At 73.5% G+C, this 19,310-nt stretch carries 18 protein-coding genes; 9 read left to right on the top strand and 9 right to left on the bottom strand.

Features of this window, described 5'->3' with window-relative positions:
- Positions 1-686: 686 nt before the first annotated feature.
- The 3 genes from dhaK to NMN56_RS05445 all read left to right on the top strand — a co-directional run bounded on the left by dhaK (position 687) and on the right by NMN56_RS05445 (position 2,956).
- Positions 687-1,679: a dihydroxyacetone kinase subunit DhaK gene (dhaK, locus tag NMN56_RS05455; protein WP_274039230.1), complete on the top strand. Its 993-nt coding sequence runs from the start codon at positions 687-689 to the stop codon at positions 1,677-1,679.
- Between the two features lie 149 nt (positions 1,680-1,828).
- The gene (dhaL, locus tag NMN56_RS05450) at positions 1,829-2,545 is read left to right on the top strand and encodes a dihydroxyacetone kinase subunit DhaL (RefSeq protein WP_274039229.1); all 717 of its coding nucleotides are present in this window, start codon (positions 1,829-1,831) and stop codon (positions 2,543-2,545) included.
- 3 nt (positions 2,546-2,548) lie between these two features.
- Positions 2,549-2,956 (top strand): PTS-dependent dihydroxyacetone kinase phosphotransferase subunit DhaM, encoded by a 408-nt coding sequence (locus NMN56_RS05445; RefSeq protein WP_274039228.1) that lies wholly within the window; start codon positions 2,549-2,551, stop codon positions 2,954-2,956.
- 108 nt (positions 2,957-3,064) lie between these two features.
- Here the strand turns inward: NMN56_RS05445 and NMN56_RS05440 are convergent, their stop codons facing one another.
- Together NMN56_RS05440 and NMN56_RS05435 are read right to left on the bottom strand one after the other, a co-directional pair.
- Positions 3,065-3,565, bottom strand: a complete 501-nt coding sequence (locus NMN56_RS05440; protein WP_274039227.1) for an NUDIX hydrolase — start codon at positions 3,563-3,565, stop codon at positions 3,065-3,067.
- 36 nt (positions 3,566-3,601) lie between these two features.
- Positions 3,602-3,790 (bottom strand): hypothetical protein, encoded by a 189-nt coding sequence (locus NMN56_RS05435; protein ID WP_274039226.1) that lies wholly within the window; start codon positions 3,788-3,790, stop codon positions 3,602-3,604.
- Positions 3,791-4,028: 238 nt separating this feature from the next.
- Between NMN56_RS05435 and NMN56_RS05430 the strand changes: the two genes are divergently transcribed.
- Both NMN56_RS05430 and NMN56_RS05425 read left to right on the top strand, forming a co-directional pair.
- Positions 4,029-5,198 carry a sensor histidine kinase gene (locus NMN56_RS05430; protein WP_274039225.1) on the top strand — a complete coding sequence of 390 codons (1,170 nt, stop codon included), beginning with the start codon at positions 4,029-4,031 and terminating at the stop codon, positions 5,196-5,198.
- A complete protein-coding gene (locus NMN56_RS05425) occupies positions 5,186-5,830 on the top strand; it encodes a LuxR C-terminal-related transcriptional regulator (RefSeq protein ID WP_274039224.1) in 645 nt (214 codons plus the stop codon). The genes NMN56_RS05430 and NMN56_RS05425 overlap by 13 nt, the downstream gene beginning before the upstream one ends.
- Positions 5,831-5,843: 13 nt before the next feature.
- On the opposite strand, the gene NMN56_RS05420 is transcribed toward NMN56_RS05425, so the two are convergent.
- The 4 genes from NMN56_RS05420 to NMN56_RS05405 all read right to left on the bottom strand — a co-directional run bounded on the left by NMN56_RS05420 (position 5,844) and on the right by NMN56_RS05405 (position 10,964).
- Positions 5,844-8,381: an FtsX-like permease family protein gene (locus NMN56_RS05420; protein ID WP_274039223.1), complete on the bottom strand. Its 2,538-nt coding sequence runs from the start codon at positions 8,379-8,381 to the stop codon at positions 5,844-5,846.
- Entirely contained in the window at positions 8,378-9,262 is an 885-nt protein-coding gene (locus tag NMN56_RS05415) for an ABC transporter ATP-binding protein (protein WP_274039222.1), read from the bottom strand. Before NMN56_RS05415 ends, NMN56_RS05420 begins: the two co-directional genes overlap by 4 nt.
- 163 nt (positions 9,263-9,425) lie before the next feature.
- Positions 9,426-10,052, bottom strand: a complete 627-nt coding sequence (locus tag NMN56_RS05410) for a hypothetical protein (protein WP_274039221.1) — start codon at positions 10,050-10,052, stop codon at positions 9,426-9,428.
- A gap of 114 nt (positions 10,053-10,166) precedes the next feature.
- Positions 10,167-10,964: a glutamate racemase gene (locus NMN56_RS05405; RefSeq protein WP_280842600.1), complete on the bottom strand. Its 798-nt coding sequence runs from the start codon at positions 10,962-10,964 to the stop codon at positions 10,167-10,169.
- 124 nt (positions 10,965-11,088) lie between these two features.
- Here NMN56_RS05405 and NMN56_RS05400 point away from each other — a divergent pair, with 124 nt between their 5' ends.
- The gene (locus tag NMN56_RS05400) at positions 11,089-12,252 is read left to right on the top strand and encodes a glycosyltransferase (RefSeq protein ID WP_274039219.1); all 1,164 of its coding nucleotides are present in this window, start codon (positions 11,089-11,091) and stop codon (positions 12,250-12,252) included.
- Between the two features lie 37 nt (positions 12,253-12,289).
- On the opposite strand, the gene NMN56_RS05395 is transcribed toward NMN56_RS05400, so the two are convergent.
- Complete coding sequence (locus NMN56_RS05395) at positions 12,290-13,567, bottom strand: TerD family protein (RefSeq protein ID WP_274039218.1); 1,278 nt, start codon at positions 13,565-13,567, stop codon at positions 12,290-12,292.
- A gap of 552 nt (positions 13,568-14,119) precedes the next feature.
- Here NMN56_RS05395 and NMN56_RS05390 point away from each other — a divergent pair.
- Both NMN56_RS05390 and NMN56_RS05385 read left to right on the top strand, forming a co-directional pair.
- The gene (locus NMN56_RS05390) at positions 14,120-14,839 is read left to right on the top strand and encodes a DUF6643 family protein (protein WP_274039217.1); all 720 of its coding nucleotides are present in this window, start codon (positions 14,120-14,122) and stop codon (positions 14,837-14,839) included.
- A gap of 26 nt (positions 14,840-14,865) precedes the next feature.
- Positions 14,866-15,720 carry an MOSC domain-containing protein gene (locus tag NMN56_RS05385; protein WP_274039216.1) on the top strand — a complete coding sequence of 285 codons (855 nt, stop codon included), beginning with the start codon at positions 14,866-14,868 and terminating at the stop codon, positions 15,718-15,720.
- Positions 15,721-15,748: 28 nt separating this feature from the next.
- Here NMN56_RS05385 and NMN56_RS05380 read toward each other — a convergent pair whose 3' ends face one another.
- The gene (locus tag NMN56_RS05380) at positions 15,749-16,096 is read right to left on the bottom strand and encodes a DUF779 domain-containing protein (protein ID WP_274039215.1); all 348 of its coding nucleotides are present in this window, start codon (positions 16,094-16,096) and stop codon (positions 15,749-15,751) included.
- A gap of 185 nt (positions 16,097-16,281) precedes the next feature.
- Here NMN56_RS05380 and NMN56_RS05375 point away from each other — a divergent pair, with 185 nt between their 5' ends.
- Positions 16,282-16,833 (top strand): heme-binding beta-barrel domain-containing protein, encoded by a 552-nt coding sequence (locus NMN56_RS05375; RefSeq protein WP_274039214.1) that lies wholly within the window; start codon positions 16,282-16,284, stop codon positions 16,831-16,833.
- A gap of 15 nt (positions 16,834-16,848) precedes the next feature.
- Here the strand turns inward: NMN56_RS05375 and NMN56_RS05370 are convergent, their stop codons facing one another.
- The gene (locus tag NMN56_RS05370) at positions 16,849-19,260 is read right to left on the bottom strand and encodes an Ig domain-containing protein (RefSeq protein WP_274039213.1); all 2,412 of its coding nucleotides are present in this window, start codon (positions 19,258-19,260) and stop codon (positions 16,849-16,851) included.
- Positions 19,261-19,310: the final 50 nt, after the last annotated feature.

Genomic DNA, 19,310 nt, shown 5'->3' with positions numbered 1-19,310 from the left:
AGCCACAGGCTTATGGGAGAGCTTTCCTTTTTCTTACGGTGAATTCGGCCAGGTGGCTCCGTTGGGAAATCCGCGAGTACCGGGCATCCGCCCCAGCGGTGACCGTGGTGGCCCGGCCCGTCAACTCCCGGCGGGCCACGGAGCGTTGAACGGCATCGGACCTCCCGACTCGGCAAGCTCCGCTCCCCCGTCAGGACCGCACCGCCCCGGCACGAGCGCACCGCTCCCGGCACGAGCGCACCGTCGAAAAAGCGCGGCTCACCACAGGTGGGCGGGCCGTGGGGCCCGCCGCAGAACCGGTGACGGGCGGCAGTAGGGTGCGCGGCGTACAGGTGAGGGGGCGCGCACGGGATCACGGGCTTGCCGGGCACGCCGGGGCTCCGAGCCGCCCCCTGACGCGCCGAAATACTCCGCCGGGTCCGCACCCGCGGCCCGCCGCCCCCTCGATACTGGCCTCGGGTTCGCACACCCCGGCAGCAACCGACCGACCCCGCCCCCAGGAGACCTGATGCGACCTCATGGCTGTCGGCACCGGGCCGGCTTCAGTACCGCGGTCCGCCGCCGGCGACCGGCATGACCCGCCAGGGCCAGAACTGACCACACCCACCCTGACCTGGTAAAAACCATCCCTGACCAGCACGGTTACAGCTAGCGGCCTCTGCTGTTAGCCTCGCCCGGAGGTTCACATGAAGATGTTGATCAACGTTCCCGAGTCCGTTGTGCCCGACGCGCTGCGCGGCATGGCACTGGCACACCCCGAGCTGACCGTGGACGTGGAGAAGCGGCTGGTGGTGCGGCGGGACGCGCCGGTCGCCGGGAAGGTCGCACTCGTCTCGGGCGGTGGATCGGGGCACGAGCCCCTGCACGGGGGATTCGTCGGCCCCGGGATGCTGGACGCCGCGTGCCCCGGAGAGATCTTCACCTCGCCCGTACCCGACCAGATGGTCAGCGCCGCGGCTGCCGTGGACAGCGGCGAGGGCGTCCTGTTCGTGGTCAAGAACTACACGGGGGACGTGCTGAACTTCGACATGGCGGCCGAGCTGGCCGAGGACGAGGGTGTACGGGTCGCCAAGGTCCTGGTCCAGGACGATGTGGCGGTCACGGACAGCACGTTCACGGCGGGACGGCGCGGCACGGGCGCGACGCTGTTCGTGGAGAAGATCGCGGGAGCGCTCGCGGCCAAGGGCGCGGGGCTGGAGCGGGTCGAGGCCGTGGCACGGCAGGTGGCGGACTCCTCGCGCAGCTTCGGCGTGGCCCTGAGCGCGTGCACGACGCCGTCGAAGGGCACCCCGACCTTCGATCTTCCGGCGGGCGAGCTGGAGTTGGGCATCGGCATCCATGGCGAGCCGGGACGGGAGCGGCGGGCGATGATGACGTCGGGGGAGATCGCCGACTTCGCCGTGGACGCGGTGCTGAAGGACCTGCACCCCGACGGCCCCGTACTGGCGCTCGTGAACGGTATGGGCGGCACGCCCCTGCTGGAGCTGTACGGCTTCTGCGCCGAGGTGCACAGAGTGCTCGGCGAGCGGCGGGTCCCGGTCGCCCGTACGCTCGTCGGGAACTATGTGACCTCGCTCGACATGGCGGGAGCCTCGGTGACGCTGTGCCGGGTGGACGAGGAGCTGCTGCGGCTGTGGGACGCACCTGTACGCACACCGGGCCTGTGCTGGGGCGTATGAGGGACCTGCGGCACGAGTGGACGGCGCATAAGTGGACAGCGCGTGAGTGGGCGGCGCATGAGGGACGGCGCTTCGGTGATCCGCGCAGGGGTGACCCGCGCGGGGAACGACCGGCGCGTGAGTGGTCAGGAACCGAGTAAGGAGCTGTGTTGAGCGAGGAGTTGACGGACGACGAGGGGCGCGAGCTGGATGCCGCGTTCTTCGTACGCTGGCTGACGGCCGCCGCCGAGGCCGTGGACCGGGAGGCGGACCAGCTCACCGAGCTGGACTCCCCCATCGGCGACGCCGACCACGGCGGCAACATGCGGCGCGGCTTCTTCGCCGTACGGGACGCGCTCGGCTCAGAGCCGCCAGGGACGCCCGGTGCCGTGCTCATGCTGGCCGGCAGAACGCTGGTCTCGACCGTCGGAGGGGCCTCGGGCCCGCTCTACGGCACGCTGCTGCGGCGCACGGGCAAGGCGCTCGGGGACGCCGGGCAGGTGAGCGAGAAGGAGCTGGCCGGCGCGCTGCGTACGGGAGTCGATGCCGTGGCGCAGCTCGCCGGCGCTTCGGAGGGCGACAAGACGATGCTCGACGCACTGCTGCCGGCCGTCGGTGCGCTGTCGGAAGGCCACGGCCTCGCGGCGGCGAGCACGGCGGCCGAGCGGGGCGCCGAGGCGACCACACCGCTCCAGGCGCGCAAGGGCCGCGCCAGCTATCTGGGCGAGCGCAGTATCGGCCATCAGGACCCGGGCGCGACGTCCTCGGCGCTGCTGCTCGCGGCACTCGCGCAGACCGCGGCGCTGGGCGTGAGCGGCACGGAAGCGGAGAACGGTACGGGCGCGGAGAGCGGCGAGGCCGGCCGTACGGCGAACGGGGGTGCGTGAGGGATGGCGCAGGACAAGCGGGTGGGGATCGTGCTGGTCTCGCACAGCAAGGAGGTCGCCGACTCGGTCGCCGCGCTCGCCCTTGGGCTGGCCGGGGTGCCGGAGGCGCCCGTGACCGGTGCGGGCGGGCTGCCCGGCGGCGGTCTCGGCACCAGTGCCGAGCTGATCACCGAGGCCGCGCACCGGATGGACAGCGGCGCGGGGGTCGCTCTCCTCGTGGACCTGGGCAGCGCCGTGCTGACGGTGAAGTCCCTCCTCGCCGAGGGTGACGAACTCCCCGAGCCGGCACGGCTGGTGGACGCGCCACTGGTCGAGGGCGCCGTCGCCGCCGTGGTGACGGCGGCGGGCGGCGCCGACCTGGAGACGGTCGCCGCCGCGGCCGAGGAGGCGTACGCCTACCGGAAGCTGTGAGCGGCCGATGCCCGGCCCGGGTCCTGCCTGGGCCTGGCCCGGATCCACCGCAACGGCCCACCGCGCCCGCGTACCCCCAGACCCCGGAACCCGGAACCCGGACGCGAGCTACGCGGGAGACGGCGCCGAGGAGGTGAACCAGGCGGGCCCCTCCGCCTGGGCCGCCTGCTTGATGCGGAAGACGGCGAACTCCTTGAGCTGCGGCAGCTCGTCGAGGCGGAACCAGGCCACCTCCAGCGACTCGTCGTCGTTGACGCGGGCCCGCAGGGCCTGCTCGGCCGTCGCGGTGCAGCGGAAGCAGATGTCCATGTACTGGCAGATGTCGCCGTTGGGGTAGGTGACGGGCTTCTCCAGGCCGTGCACCATGACCACGCGCTCCGGCACGACGTGCACGTTGGTCTCCTCGTAGACCTCCCGCACCGCGCAGTCGGCGGGCTGTTCGCCGGGCTCGGGGATGCCCCCGATGACCGACCACTTGCCGGTGTCGGCACGTCTGCCGAGCAGCACACGTCCCTGGTCGTCGAAGACGACGGCGCTGACGCCGGGGAGGTACAGCAGTTGGTGACCGGCGGAGACCCGCAGGTCACGGATGAAGTCGGGTGTAGCCATGCGTCCGACCCTACGTCCCCGCGCCCCGCGGGACGATCACACGCTGCGCCGCTCGGCCTCGGGGCGCCTGTCGCGCAGGAACCACAGGCCGGCGCCGCAGGCCAGGGCGCAGAGCCCGGCGAAGGCGCTCAGCACGACCTGTGTGACGCCGTCGGGCACGGCGAAGTTCATGAGGACGTTGGCGAAGACGCAGAGGACCAGGACCGTTCGGAGCAGGGACTTCACGGGATGCCTCCGTGGCATGTCGGGGGAGGGTGCCGGACACCGTTCGGGCCGCCGTCCGGGCCGCCGTTCGGCCGATACCCCCGCGGACACCGGCCGACCGGTGCCCGTACGGGAACGCCGTGGTGACGTGCCCTCACTCTGCCTCTGACCGGGCGCGATGCCGAGTGTGCCGGCACCCGGGGCGAGGGTGTAGCCGGCTACACCGCCGTTCCGCGCGCACTGGCCTAACCTCATCACTATGCGTAAAGCGCTCCGGAACGCGGGGCTTGCCTCGCTCCATCTGCTGACCGGAGCCGGGCTGAGCCTCGTCTGCTACCTCATGATCGGCCTGATGCTGCTCGCGGCCACGGCCACCGCCTTCGTGATCGGCGCCGGAATGCTGCCCGAGGCCGTACGCGCACTGCGCACCCTCGCCTCCTTCGGGCGCCGCAGGACCGCCGCGTGGTCGGGGGTGCCCGTGCCCGAGCGCTATCTGCCCCTCGACCAGGGCACGCTCATGGAGCGCGTACGGACAGCGGGCACCGATCCTGGAACACACCGCGACCTGCGGTGGATGGGCGCGCAGCTCCTCTACGGGCTCGTTCTGTGCTACCTGAGCCTGATCGCGTGGCCGCCCGCGCTGCTGGTGGACGCCGTCTGGTGCGGGCTGCTGCGCCGTCCCCCGGTGGCCCTGCCGTTCCTCACCACGCTCGCCTCGCTGGAGGCCGCACTCTCACGCGCGCTGCTGCTCCCCTCCCCCAGCGCCCGCCTCGCCGAGCGGGTCGAGCAGCTCGCGGCCACCCGCGCCGGCGCCGTCGCCGCGCACGGCGCCGAACTGCGGCGCATCGAACGGGACCTGCACGACGGGACACAGGCCCACCTGGTGGCACTCTCGATGCGGATCGGGCTGGCGCGGCGCGCGTACGACACCGACCCGGACAGGGCACGCGGGCTGCTGGACGACGCGCAGGACCAGGCGGAGGAGGCGCTCGCCGGGCTGCGGCACGTGGTGCGCGGCATCCATCCGCCCGTGCTGACCGACCGCGGTCTCGCCGGCGCCGTACGCGCGCTGGCGGCCGGCAGCGGGCTGGAGGTGACGGTCACGGCGCGCGGCCAGGCAGAGGGTCCGGAGGAGGGGCCGCGGGCCCCGGCGGCCGTGGAGGCAGCGGCGTACTTCGTCGTCGCCGAGGCACTGACCAACGCGGCCAAGCACAGCGGCGCCGCACGGGCCTCCGTCGAACTGGACCGCTCCCCCGGCCTGTTGCGGGTACGGGTGCGTGACGAGGGCGCGGGCGGCGCCGACGAGACCCGGGGCACGGGGCTGCTGGGCGTGCGCCGCAGGGTGGCGGCGCTGGATGGCACCGTGCACCTGAACAGCCCCGAAGGGGGCCCTACCGAGATGGAAGTGGAACTGCCGTGCGCGTGGTGATCGCTGAGGACAATGCCCTGCTGCGCGAGGGCCTGGTCCTCCTGCTGACCTCGGCAGGGCACGAGGTGGCGGGGGTCGCCGCCACCGGGCCCGAGGTGCTGCCGCTGCTGCTGGAGCGGCGCCCCGACGTGGCCGTGCTGGACGTACGGCTGCCGCCCGGCTTCCGCGACGAGGGGCTGCGCGCCGCGCTCGGGGCACGCGAGGAACTGCCCGGCCTGCCTGTGCTGGTGCTCTCGCAGTACGTGGAGGAGACCTACGCGGCCGAGCTGCTGCGGGGCGGCGCGCAGGGTGTGGGCTACCTGCTCAAGGACCGGGTGGGCCGGGTCGAGGAGTTCCTGGAGGCCCTGGACCGCGTCGCCGCCGGAGGCACGGCGCTGGACCCCGAGGTGGTCACGGAGCTGATGTCGCGGGGCCGCGACGGCGGCCCGCTGGACACGCTGACGCCCCGTGAGGCTCAGGTGCTGCGGCTGATGGCCGAAGGCCAGGACAACGCGACCATCGCCAACGCCCTTGTCGTCACGGAGCGTTCAGTGCACAAGCACATCGGAAACGTCTTCGCGAAGCTCGGCCTGCCACCCAGCGACAGCGGCCACCGCCGGGTACTGGCCGTGCTCGCCTACCTGCACGCGTGAGCCGTACGGCCCCTCACGCGGCGGCCCGTGGCGTCCGTAGCGCGGTACGCGCCGGGAGCAGCGTGCCGGCCGCCGTGATCAGCACCACCCCGGTGACGATCGCCGGCGCCTGCGCCGGCGGCAGACGCGGGAGGGCATGGGCGCTCGCGTAGCTGAGGGCGAGCAGGGGCAGGGCCGCTGCGGCTGCGCCCAGGGCGAGCCCGCTGAGGGCGATGACGGCGGCCTCGGCGCCGAGCATGCGCCGGAGCTGGCCACGCGCGGCCCCGACCCCGTGCAGCAGCGCGAACTCGCCGCGGCGGCCCGCCATGACGAGGCGCAGCGTACTGAGGACGGTGAGCGCGGCGAGCCCACCGATGGCGACGACGGCCGCGACCGTGAGCGCCTGGCCGGCCGCCTCGCCCTCGGCGCGGGGCGTGCCGAGGGGACGGGCCGGGGTGAGCCGGGCGCCGGGCGCCACCTCACGCAGCACGGCCCGTATCCGCGCCGTGGCCCCGTGCCCCGGCGTTCCGTGCGCGGTGGCGACGAGGGCGTGGCCGGTTGCCAACCTGTCGCTGTGGCGGGCCAGTTGGTGCCGGTCCAGGAGGAAGTCGCCGAGTGCGAGGGAGCGTTCGTAGACGGCGACGACCTTCAGCGGGCGTTCGGCGCCGTCCCCGAAGCGGAGCCGTGCGGTCGAGCCCGGGGCGAGGCCCTGTGCCCTGGCGCGATCGGCGCCGACCGCGACGGTGCCGGGGCGCAGCCTGGCGAGGCTGCCCTGGCGTACGGCGGGGTCGAGGGCCCGGGTGAGCCCTTCACGCGTGACCCCGCGCACCGGCAACCGTTCGAGGCGGGGCTCGCCCGCCTCCTTGCGCGCGAGGACAACGGTGCCGTCGCGCACCCCGGCCGCCGCCGTGACACCGGGCACAGCGCGGACGCGGTCGAGCACTGCGTCGGTCAGCCCACCGGGCGCCGTGACCGTCAGAGTGGCCCGCTGTGCGCGCGCCGCCTGGTCCCCGGCGTGCGCGCTGAGTGTGGCGCCCGCCGAGAGCTGCACGGTGACGAAGGCGGTGACCAGGACGACGGGCGTGATCGCCGCACCGAGACGCCGCGAGTACGCGGTGCCGTTGGCAGCGGCCAGCCACCCGCCGGCGCCGCACAGCCGCCGCAGCGGCGCCGCCAGGAGCCGCATGGCCCCGGCCGCGATCCAGGGCCCCAGGAGCGCGCAGCCGAGGACGAGCGTGAGCGCGGCTGCGCCCGCCGCAGCCGCGGCGGCGTCCCCGCGCTGGGCCGCTGCCGTACCCGCGGAACCGGTTCCGGCCGCCAGCAGGACGAGCCCCGCCGCCCGGCGGCCCCTTCCCGCCGTCCTTCCCGCCGTCGCGGACGCGTGCGCCGGCCGCTCCCCTGCCGTACGGAAACAGGCGAGCAGCGCCGCGAGCCTGGCCGCGCCCACGACGAGGGCACCCGTGACGACAGGCACCGTGAACAGCCAAACCGGTGTGGGCAGTTCGAGCGCTTCCGGGACGGCGCCACGGGCGCGTAGCCAGGCCCACAGCGCGAGGAAGGCGGGCACGGCGGCCACGGACCCGTACAGCGCGGCGCGTACGGCCGTGCGCGTCACCTCGCGGCCGACGGCGGCGCGCAGTTGACGCGGTGTGGCGCCCACACCGCGCAGCAGCCGCAGCTCCGGCTCGCGCTGGTGCAGTGCCTGGGCCGTCAGGGAGCCGACGACGAGCAGCGCGACAAGGACGACAGCGGCGGAGACCGAGCCCATCAGCTCCAGCAGCGTGGTGCGCGCGGGCGCGGCCGTCAGGTCTTCGGCGGCGCCGCGCCCGTCCCCCGTGAGCACCCGCAGCGCGGCCGGGTCGCCCGTGGCGCGCCGCGAGGCGCTGGTGTCGCGGAGCCCCGCGCCGTCGAGCGCGTGCCGGATGCGGCCGTGCAGCGTCGCGGCGGGGACGCCGGGTTCGGCGAGGACACCGATGGCGTCGACGGAACGGGGGTGGCCCGCGAGGCCGCGAGCCTCGGCAGCGGTGAACCAGACCGTGCCCGTCCCTTCGGCGACACCCACGACCCGCCGGCCGGCGAGCGGCCGGCCCGGGCGTATGTCCAGTGCCGCGCCCACGACGACCTCGCCCGCGTGCCGGGGCGCCCTGCCCTCGCGCAGCTTGTACGGGGCCAGCGCCGCGGCGTCCCAGGAGCGCCCGGTGAGCTGAGTGCCCTTGTGCGCGCCGACAGGGAACGTGTCGTCGGGCACGGCGGCCCGTACGCCCGCGACGCCCCGTACCACCCGGAGCGCGGCGCGCGGCACGCGCACCCGTTCGGTGAGCGCGGCATGCGCGGTGCGGGGCTTGCTGCCCCAGGGCGTGGCCGTGAACCGGGTGCTCTGGTCGCCCGCCACCACCACGTGAGCGGCGGCCCGCGCCTCGACCCGGGGGTGGCCGAGCCCCGTCGAGACGAGGGCCATGGCGAGCGCTCCGAGCAGCAGCGAGGTCAGCGCGAGCCCCGCGAGGACGGCGGACCAGGCGGCACGGTGGTACCGGGCCGAGCGTGCCGCGAGCAGCTGTACGGAGGTCGTCACAGGGCCAGCTCCCGGCGCACCTCGGCGGCCGAGGGCCGCTCCACGCAGGCGGTGACACGGCCCCGGGTGAGGAACAGCGTCTCGTCGGCCCAGGAGGCCGCCACCGGGTCGTGGGTGACGATGAGGACGGCGTGCCCCGCCGTGTCGGCGACGTGGCGCAGAAGCCGGAGCACCTCATGTGCGGTGACGGGGTCGAGAGCGCCGGTCGGCTCGTCGGCGAGGATCACCTCGGGCGCCGTGACCAGGGCACGTGCGACCGCCACGCGCTGACGCTGGCCACCCGAGAGCCGCGCGGGCGGCTCACCGGCACGGTCGGACAACCCGACCTGGCCGAGCGCCGCGTGCGCACGCTCGAACGCCGCCGTACCGCTGACGCCCCCGGTCAGGACCGGGCCCCCGGCCTTCCGGGCGCGCCCCGCCTTCCTCGCGTCCCCCGCCTTCCTCGCGTCCCCGGCCTTCCTCGCGCGCCCGGCGTCCTGCGCGAGGAGCAGCGGCAGTGCCACGTTCTCCAGCACGCTCAGCGAGGGGACGAGGTTCAGGTCCTGGAAGACGAAGCCGACACGGTCGCGGCGCAGCCGGGTGCGCGCCGGTTCGTCGAGCACGGACAGGTCGGTGCCCGCGAGGGTCACGGTCCCTTCGGTGGGCCGGTCCAGCCCGGCGGCGCAGGCGAGCATCGTGGACTTGCCCGACCCGGAGCGGCCCATGACGGCGACGAAGCGCCCGTGCGGCAACGTCAGGCCGACCCGGTCGAGAGCGCACTTCCCTCCCCGGTACCGACGGCTCACCCCGTCCAGGCGCAGCGCGCTCGCCGGGAGCGCCGGCTCCGTCGGCTCGGTCCGCTCCGTCGGGTAAGCCGTGGTCGTCGTACGCCGCCCTGGCATGCGTGCGTCCTCTCAGTCACCGGATGTGGCCCTGAGAACGCTAGAAATGCCTGGCCGGAAGGGCGAGCGTGCTGACTCGTGTGCCGGAGGTGCAGTCAGCTACACCCTCCGCCCGCCCCTCGGGGGCGGCTCCCCCGGGGAAACAAGTCACCGGGCGGGCGGGTCAGTTGGCCGCGTACGTGCCCGAGCCGGTCAGGCGGGCGCGGATGTGACGCACGGCGGCCTCGGCGTCATCGACCGTGACCGTGAAGACGCGGCCGTCGCCGAGGCGCAGCACAAGGCCCTCGCCGCTGCGCACGATGACGGCCGTGCCCTTCTCGGGGCGCCAGCGGTAGCCCCAGCCGCCCCAGTGCCGGGGCGTGACGGTCGGCTCATGGTCGGCCTCGACCACGTCGCACAGCGCGATACGGCGGCGGGGCAACCCGGCGTGGCCGCAGCGGACCTCCAGGTGGTCGCCTTCCACCTTCACGTTGACCTTCACGAAGGCGAGGGTGCCGAAGAGGATGAGCAGCCCTGCGGCGACGCAGCCGACGACGGACATGACCAGCGGCGCGGGCCCGCCGGACCAGGCCGCGCCCACGGCCAGCTCGATACCGAGCGCCAGGCAGGCGGCGCCGAAGGCGGCGAGCACCCACTGGAGACGGCTGGAGGCACGGCCCGTCCACACCTCGGTGGGCGGGGGCGGCGCCGCGTCCTGGGCCGGGGCGGCGTCGGCGTGCGGCGGGGCGTAAGCGGGGAGAGCGGCGTCACCGTCGCGCGGTGACGCGCCACTACGGGGATGGTCCCTCATGTCTGGAAGGGTACCGGGCACCGCCTCTGGAGGCAGCCCGTCGCGTGGACGCCCCGCTGACCGGCGACATCAGGCCAGGTCAGCGGCGGGGGCTCGGTTGTACGGCTCCCGGGGTCAGCGGCGTGCCGCCGCTGAGGCGGCCTCGGCGAGCAGGCGGCCCTCGGCGTAGACGAACGCCTCCTCGGGAAGCTCAGCCGGCCTGCCGCTGTGCAGCACGGTGAGACCGCCGGTGTGCTCGGCGTCCGGCTCGGGAGTGGTGCCCGCGCGGCGCAGTGCCTGGGCGCAGACGGCGTCGGCCGAGCCGTACAGGGCGGGGCCGGCGGCGCGGGCGCCGCGCACGGCCTCGCGGATGCGCTCGCCGACCAGCTCGTAGTGGGTGCAGCCGAGTACGACGGTGGCGACGTCGCCGGGAGTGAGCGCGGCGGCGGCGGCGACGGCCTCGTCGATACGCCGCTCGTCGCCGCTCTCGACCGCGTCGGCGAGCCCGTGACAGGGCACCTCGGCGATGTCGGCGCCGTTCCCGAACTCCTCGATCAGGCGCCGCTGGTAGGGGCTGCCGGTGGTCGCGGGGGTGGCCCAGACGGCGAGCGGTCCCTCGGAGGCGGAGGCGGCCGGCTTGACCGCGGGAACGGTGCCGATGACAGGCAGCCCGGGCTCCAGCTCCGCACGGAGCGCGGGCAACGCGTGCACGGAGGCGGTGTTGCAGGCGACGATGAGCGCGACGGGGCCGTGCGCGGCGGCGGCACGCGCACAGTCCAGCGCGCGGGCTGTGATGTCGTCCGGGGTACGTGGCCCCCAGGGCAGCCCCGCGGGGTCGCAGGAGAGTACGAGGTCGGCGTCCGGCCGGGCGCGGCGTACCGCAGCCGCGGCGGGGAGCAGACCGATTCCGGAGTCCAGCAGAGCGATCTTCACGGAGAGCCACTGTAATCGATCGGGCATACGGGCCCCGTTCCGTGTGGGGCGGCGCAGCGTGGGCGGCGGCCCCGGCGCGCGGCGCGCTCTTGTGGTGTGCGCGTGGTGCGGCAGACTGCGGCCGATGAGCGCGCTGACGTGGACCACCGCCGTTCCGCTCGCCTCGCTGGCCGCCTGGGTGTGGCTGCTGTGGGGGCAGGGTTTCTTCTGGCGTACGGACGTACGTCTGCCGCGCGAGCCGGATCCGCTGGACGAGCCGGAGGTGTGGCCTTCGGTGGCGGTGATCGTGCCCGCGCGGGACGAGGCCGAGGTGCTGCCGCTGAGCCTGCCGTCGCTGCTGGCGCAGGACTATCCGGGCCGGGCCGAGATCCTGCTCGTGGACGACGGTTCGACGGACGGCACCGGCGAGCTGGCCCGGAAGCTTGCCGAACTGGGGCCGTACGGGCCGGAGTTGACGGTGCTCTCACCCGGCGAACCCGAGCCGGGGTGGACGGGCAAGCTGTGGGCCGTACGGCACGGCATCGCGCAGGCGCGCGCGGCCGGTACGGGCGGTGCGGAGGCGGACTTCCTGCTGCTGACGGACGCCGACATCGCGCATGCGCCGGACTCGCTGCGGCGGCTGGTGGGCGCCGCGCTCACCTCGCGCCTCGACCTGGTCTCGCAGATGGCGCGGCTGCGGGTCGCGACGGGCTGGGAGCGGATGATCGTGCCCGCCTTCGTCTACTTCTTCGCCCAGCTGTATCCGTTCCGCTGGGTCAACAGGCCCTCGGCGCGCACGGCGGCAGCCGCCGGTGGCTGTGTACTCCTGCGGACAGGGGCAGCCGTACGGGCGGGACTGCCGGACAGCATCAGGGGCGCGGTGATCGACGATGTGACGCTGGGCCGGGCCGTGAAGCGCTCGGGCGGCCGGATCTGGCTCGGCCTGGCCGAGGGTGTGACGAGCGTGCGTCCGTACACGGGGCTGCGGCCTCTGTGGCGGATGGTCTCGCGCAGCGCGTACGCGCAACTGCGCGACAACCCGCTGGTGCTGGCCGGCACGGTGCTGGGACTGGCGCTGGTCTATCTCGTGCCGCCGGTGTGGGCCTGCGCCGGATCGCCCGCCGGTGGCGCGGCCTGGCTGGTGATGACGCTGACGTACGTACCGATGCTGCGCTACTACGGCCAGCCGCTGTGGCTGGCCCCGCTGCTGCCGGTCACGGCGGCGCTGTACCTGGCGATGACCGTGGACTCGGCCGTCCAGCACCACAGGGGCAGGGGCGCGGCGTGGAAGGGCCGCACCTACTCCTGACGCCGCACGGGACGTGTGTTCCCGTGCGGCGCCCGCGTCACTTGCGGCCCGGTGTCCACTGCATGCCCCAGCCGTACTCCTGGTCGACGGTGCGCTGCGGGCTGACGCCGCGCTTCGGGACGAGATAGCGGGCCTCGCGCCTGACCATCAGGTCGCCGCCCTCGTTGGTGAGGAGCGCGAGCGCGCACACCGTCGAGGGGATGGTGCACTCGTCCAGCGAGAAGTCGACGGGGGCGCCGTGCTGGGGCTGGAGGGTGACCGAGGCGTGCAGTCCGGCGAAGCTGCGTGCGCCCTCATAGATGGTCACGAAGATGAGGACGCGCCGTACGTCCTTGATGTGGTCGAGGTTGACGGTGAGGTTCTCGCCGGTCTCGACGGCGCCCGTACGGTCGTCGCCGTCGAGGTGGATGTAGGGCGGGCGCTCCAGCGAACCGAAGGAGTTGCCGAGCGCCTGGACGACGCCCTTGCGCCCGTCGGTGAGTTCGTAGAGCGCGCACAGGTCGAGGTCGGGACCGGTGAGTGAGCCCATGGCCTTGCTGAGCCTGCTCGCCCAGCCGCCCTTGGCCGGCTGGCCCTGGGTGGTCCAGTTGAGGTTGACACGCAACGCCCCTGACGTGCCGCCCTGTTTGGTGAGCGAGACGGAGGGTGCCTCCTTGGTGAGCGTCACCTTGCTCAGCCGCACGGGCTGGGACGGCGCAGCCGCGGCCTGTGCGGGCTCCGGCTTCGCGGTGGCCGGGGGCGCGGACGGGGCCGCAGGGGTCTGAGCAGCGGCGGCGGGCGCGGGCTCGTCGACGCTGATGCCGAAGTCGGTGGCGAGGCCCGAAAGTCCGGTGTCGTAACCCTGCCCGACGGCGCGGAACTTCCACGAGCCCTGCCTGCGGTACAGCTCGCCCAGCAGGAAGGCGGTCTCACCGCCCGCGTCGGTCGCCTCGTAACGCGCGATCTCGGTGCCGCCCGGCGCTGTCCCCTCGACCAGCCGGATGTACAGGCCGGGTACCTGACCGAAGGTGCCGCCGTCGGCCGAGGCGGCGACGACGATCCGTTCGACGGCGGGCTCCACAGCGCCGAGGTCGACGGTCAGCGCATCGCTGCTGGAGGCGCCCTGCGCGTTCTTGCCCTCGTGCCGTACGGCTGTGGAGGCGTGCTGGGGCTGGTTGTAGAAGACGAAGTCGGCGTCGGAGCGCACCTTGCCCTCTTCGGACAGGAGCAGCGCGGAAGCGTCGACGTCCGGAACGCCGGGGCCCGATCGCCAGCCGAGTTCGATCCGGACCGCCGCTGCGGACACCGGGACGTTGGCTCCCTTGCGCATGGTCATGCCACTCCCCCTCGGGCTCGGTTCGGCGCCTGTGCTGCGCCTCCCACCTCGTACGGTGCGCCTCCAACCTATTGCACCGACTCGCCCCGTCCTATGCCCCCCTGCACCCCGGATTCCCCCGGACTCCATCGGGCTTCGCCGGGGAGCGCCGCACCGTGCGCCGCGGTGCTCCGCACGCGCTGCGGGCGGCGCGTAGCGGGCGCGCGAAGGCGGTTGGCGCGACCCGGAGTTAGGCACCCAGGCCACCGAACACACGCCGGGCACAGGCCCGTTCTTCCGGGTAATCGGTGGGCTTATGCTTCTGTCAGCTTCCCCTCTCGCGCGCCCGCAACCGGGACAGGCGGGAACAAGCCATGTCCGCATGCCTGACCGGGCGTCACCATGGTCGGCATGGGGTGGTATTCGCCCCGTTCGCACACCCCGCGCACACCGTTGCCGCACCTGCTGTCCGCGGGGCGAAAACCAGCTCCTGCCTGCACTGATGCCGGTGGGACGGGCGTTCCTTCTGTACCTCTCTAGTGTCGATGCTAATTTTGGGCTTAACTTATGAGCATGACCTCCCCCCGCAGCTCTTACGGCGGCGGCTACTACGCTGCACCGTCCTATCCCGAGACGCCGATCTACGACCTGCTCGTCGCCGAGCGCGGGACGCCGCAGATCGCCCCCATCCGGGTGCCGTCCATGTACGACTCGGGGAGTACGGGAGGCGGTCTTCCCGCGTTGCCCGCCGCGCTGCCGCCGGCGCCCGACCCGCGCCAGACGCCGTCGTACCAGGCGCCGCCCTCCTACCAGTCGCAGCCTCCGGCGCCGATGCACCAGCAGCAGGCGCCCGCGCCGTCGTACGGCTACCCGGCGCCCAACCCGCCGCAGCCGCAGATGCCGCAGCCGGCACCGCTGCAGCACACGCACGCGCCCGCCATGCACCAGTCGCCCGCCGCGCTGCCGCCGGGGCCGAGTGCGCTGCCGCAGGGCCAGGCACCGTTGCAGCACACGCCCGCGCCGCACATTCCGCAGCCCGCGCCGGCACGCGGCTATCAGGACCAGGGGCAGCAGCAGTACCCGCATCCCGGGCAGCAGGGACAGCAGCAGTACCAGCACCCCGGGCAGCAGGGACAGCAGGCCCCGCAGCAGGGCCAGCCGTATCCGCAGCAGGTGCAGCACCAGCCGACGCAGGCGATGCGCCCCGTCGCACCCCGCCCCGCGCCGCCGCGCCAGATGCCGGGCCCGTACGACGAGCAGTACAACAACCAGTACCCGGGCCGCGGATACTGACGGGGCGCGGTGACAGGATTGGCGGCATGACGACACCTTCACTGGCCTCGCTGTTCGTCTATCCGGTCAAGTCGCTCGCGGGCACCGCCGTCGGGGAGGCGGCGGTGCGACCGTGGGGAGCTGCGGGTGACCGGCGATGGCTCGTGACACGTGAGGACGGCGGCAAGCTGACGCAGCGGGACAAGCCCCGCCTCGCGCTGGCAGCCGCCGAGCCGCTGCCCGACGGCGGCGTACGGCTGTCGGCCCCCGGTATGGAGTCCCTGGAGGTCAAGACACCGGACCCGGCCGGCGGCACGGTCGTTGTGCGGTTCTGGAAGAGCGAGGTGGAGACGGTTCCCGCCTCCGACGAGGCGGCCCTGTGGTTCTCCACCTACCTGGGCACCGAGGCACGGCTGGTGCACCTGGACGCGCCGGAGCGCCGGCGCCCCCTCGCGGCGAAGTACGCACGGCCGGGTGAGACGGTCTCGTTCGCCGATGCCATGCCGTTCCTGCTGGTCTCCTCGACCTCGCTGGACGCGCTCAACTCCCTTGTCGCGCAGGGCGATCACGCCGATGAGGGGCCGCTGCCGATGAACAGGTTCCGCCCCAGCCTCGTGGTGGAGGGCACCCGCCCGTGGGCGGAGGACGGCTGGCGCAGGGTGCGGGTCGGCGAGGTGGCCTTCCGGGTGGCCAAGCCCTGTGGCCGCTGTGTCGTGACGACCACCGATCAGGCGACGGCCGAGCGCGGCAAGGAGCCCCTGCGCACCCTGGCCCGGCACCGCAGGTTCGGCGACGACCTGGTCTTCGGCCAGCTGCTGGTGCCGGAGACGACGGGCACGGTACGCGTGGGGGACGGTTTCGAGGTGCTGGAGGACGGGCCGGGTCCCGTGGCGGCGGACTGACGCCCCTCACTCCTCCAAGAGCCGCGGGTCACTCCTCCATGAGCCGCGAGCGGATCAGGAAGCGCACACCCTCCGGCGCGTCCAGCGAGAAGCCGCTTCCCCTGCCCTTGACGACGTCGACGGTCAGATGGGTGTGGCTCCAGTAGGCGAACTGGCTCGCGGACATCCAGAAGCCGACGGGGTCCTTGACCCCCTCGACCTCCAGTTCGGCCAGCAGCACGTCCGAGTCGCCCGTACGGAACTCGCCGCGCTGGTAACACATCGGGCTGCTGCCGTCGCAGCAGCCGCCCGACTGGTGGAACATCAGCGGTCCGTGCTTGTCCGTCAGGAGGCGCAGCAGGTCCTCGGCCTCCGGGGTGAGCGCGACACGTTCCATCAGGGCTCCCTCGCCTTCAGCACCGTACGAGCGTGTTGGCCGCGTGACCGGCCGGGAGGTTCTGGGTCTCCCGACGGTACGCGCATGCCACCGGCGTTGGCCAGGTGCGAGGCTGGTGCCCCGGTGCCGTCAGGCACCGGCATCCGACGTACGTACCCCGGTCCCCGAACCCAGGAGCGCACACCGTGTCCGACCCCGCAGCTGAGTACCCGTATCCCGACGCGCACGGGGCGGAGGAGTCCCCCGCTCCGCATGCGCTGCTCGCGCCCGTGATCGCTCTCCTGGGCACCTGGCACGGCCGGGGGCGCGGTGAATACCCGACGCTGGCCGAGGACTTCAGCTACGCGCAGGAAGTCACCTTCCGTCACGACGGCCGCCCCTTCCTCCACTACGAGGCACGCGCCTGGCTGCTGGACGCCGAGGGAGTGCCGCTGCGTCCTTCGGCCCGGGAGAGCGGATGGTGGCGGCTCCAGCCGGACGGGCGGGTCGAGGCGCTGATCACTCAGCCCACCGGTATCGCGGAGATCGCGGTCGGCCACGCGACCGGCACCGCCGGCTGCACGGTCGACCTCGCCACGCACGAGGTGGCCCTCACACCGACGGCCAAGAAGGTCGAGGGCACCCGCCGCCGCTACGGTCTGACCGACGACGGCACCCTCACCTTCGTCCACGACCTCGCCGCGCTCGGCGAGCCGTTGCAGCACCACCTCTCGGCAGAGCTGCGGCGCCGGAACTGAGCCGCGCTGACGGCCTCAACGGCGCACGGTGATCGTGTAGTTCGCGCGCGCGTCCGGCAGGCCGTCCGTGTGCCGGGCCAGGACGGTGAACCGGGCCGCAGTGGGGCGCTGCGGCTTGCCTGTGATGCCACCGGTGTCCTTGTTCAGCCGCAGGCCCTCGGGCAGGGCGCCGGAGATCACCTCGTAGCGCACGGTCGCCGGGGTGTTGGTGGTGACCCTGGTTTCGTACAGGTCGTGTGCGTGTGCGGGCGGCAGAGGAGCGGTGCTGAGTTCCGGTGTGGGTGTCCGCACCCGCTGTGCGGCGCCGACCGGCTCGCCCCGCGCGTCCAGTTCCTGGAGCGACCACTCCTTGCCGGGGGTGACGGCGGTGAGGTGCCAGTTGGTCGACGGGTCGCGGAAGCGGGCCTTCTGCGCCTCGGTGAAGGCGCCGACGTTGCGCGCGGCGTCCCACTGCTTGACGGCGTCCAGCACGCCGAGGCTCTTGTCGCCTCCCGCGGCGAGGTCGCGTACCGAAGCCTGGAAGCCGGATCCGGCGTTGAGTCCCGCGCCCCGCGCCATCTTGCCCTCGACGTCCAGCAGGCTGTCGGCTGCCTTGAGGCTGATCCAACCGAGCATCCCCGGAAGGAAGTTGTCCTTGTAGAACGCGTTGTTGAGGAAGACCTGGTCCATGCTGGTGACGCCCACCTCGCCCCAGCTCGCCCGGGTCAGCGCGTCCCAGGTGTTGGAGGACATACGGCTGGTCTCGGTGATGAAGCCGTCCTTCGTCCTCGTCCGCGCGTAGGTGCCGTTGACCAGACGGGCCTGCCCGTAGGAGCCCCAGCCCGACTCCGAAGCCGACTCCACGCCGTCGAAGGAGTTGGCCATGATGCCGGTGCGGTTCCAGACGGTGGACAGCCGGCCGGCGATGTCGTCGATGATGCCGTTTCCGCCGACGGCGCCGCCGTAGCCGTTGGCTATGACCCGTGCGGTCCGGTCACCGGCGGCGTGCGGTGCGGCGGCGGAACCCCACTGGGCCCGGCGCAGGCCCGTGACCTGCCAGACGTCTCCGGTCTTTCGCGCCGAGGCGTACGCGAGGAACTCGTCGCCGACGCGCAGTACCCGGTTGTGCACGCCGTCTGCGAGCAGCCCGCCCGAGTCGAGGTACAGCGTGGTGTCGCCGCGTGCGAGCGGGCGGGTGAGCCGGGCGCTGCCGCCGAGGGCGAGCCGGTCGTCGGCCGGGGCCGGGACGACGTAGGGGTCGTCGGTGGCGATGAAGTCGGACAGCGTGTGCACGCCGAGGCGGACCCCGTTGGCCCTGGCGAGGGCGACCGCATGCGCAGCGCCCGCGTCGTCGCCTCCGAGGCTCGCGTCGAACTCGTAGTGTCCTGTGGACTTCCAGGGGCCGTAGGAGTTGGGCAGCGAGTAGAGGTAGCCGATTCCGGCCGCCTTCGCGAGGCGGGCGGCGTCCGGGATGTTGCCGGTCCTGAGGTCGCTGAGGACGAGGAAGGACCGGCTGCTGGCCTGGGCGGTCTTCTGCCACTGGCCGTTCTGGGTGGGGTAGGGCAGGTGCTCGCCCCTGGCGATGCCGGAGAGCACGGTGGGGGTCAGCTCGGGCGAGGCGCCGAAGAGGGCGACCTTGGAGCCGGTGATCCGTCCCTCGGGGCCGTGCAGGGGGCCGACCGGGATGCGGTAGCCGTTGAGGTTCGAGCGTGAGCGCTTCTTCGTGTAGTCGTAGGTGAAGGCGCGCAGGACCGAGCCCCACGGTGTGCGGCCGGCGGCGCTCCACTCCTCGTGCGGGGCGACCTGCAGCCTGGACGGGTTGTCGGCGACCTCACGCTCCCAGCCGTAGTCCTGGTACTCCTGCGGCCACGCGCCCTCGGTACGGTCGGTCAGCGGGCGCAGGCCGATCGCGAAGCCGTCGTCGCGCACCACTCCTACCGACTCGCCGACGGTCCGGGTGATGTCCGTGGCCAACGGGCCCCACAGCAGCGTCTGGACGTCGCCTCCGGCCGGCCCCTCGACCCGTACGGCCTCCAGGGTGGTGTAGGCCCCGTGGTCGACCGCCTTCACGTCGATGGCGAAGCCGGCCCGCCTGTTGCTGAAGGTCAGCAGCGCGCCGTGGCGCTCCACCCGGGTGGGCCGAACCTGCCGTCCGTCGATGACGAGGCTCACCAGGGAGGCCGACTTGCCGGTGGCGAGATGACCGGTGCCGGTACGGGAGTCCTGGAGACCGACCACCGTTCCGGCGCTGTCGAGGTCGATGGCCAGATAACCGGCGGCGAGCCGCAGGGAACGGTTCTCGCTCCGTGCCCCCGCCGGGGCGCCGCCTCCCCCGGCAGCGCCGGCCGGAACGGTTGCCGTGACGCCGAGAGCCAGTGCCAGCGCGCCGACACCGGCGGCGGTGCGCCAGGCGCGCGACCGTCTGAGGGCTCGTTGTTCCTGCCCCATGCTTCCTCCCTCTCCCGCCGCAGCGGGCGGCCGGTTGTCCTGCGGGACGG

The sequence above is a fragment of the Streptomyces iconiensis genome (genome assembly GCF_028657195.3).
In the GTDB taxonomy this organism is placed as follows: domain Bacteria; phylum Actinomycetota; class Actinomycetes; order Streptomycetales; family Streptomycetaceae; genus Streptomyces; species Streptomyces iconiensis.
The sequence above is the reverse complement of the archived record's forward strand: the minus strand, read 5'-3'. Positions and strand labels throughout refer to the sequence as shown.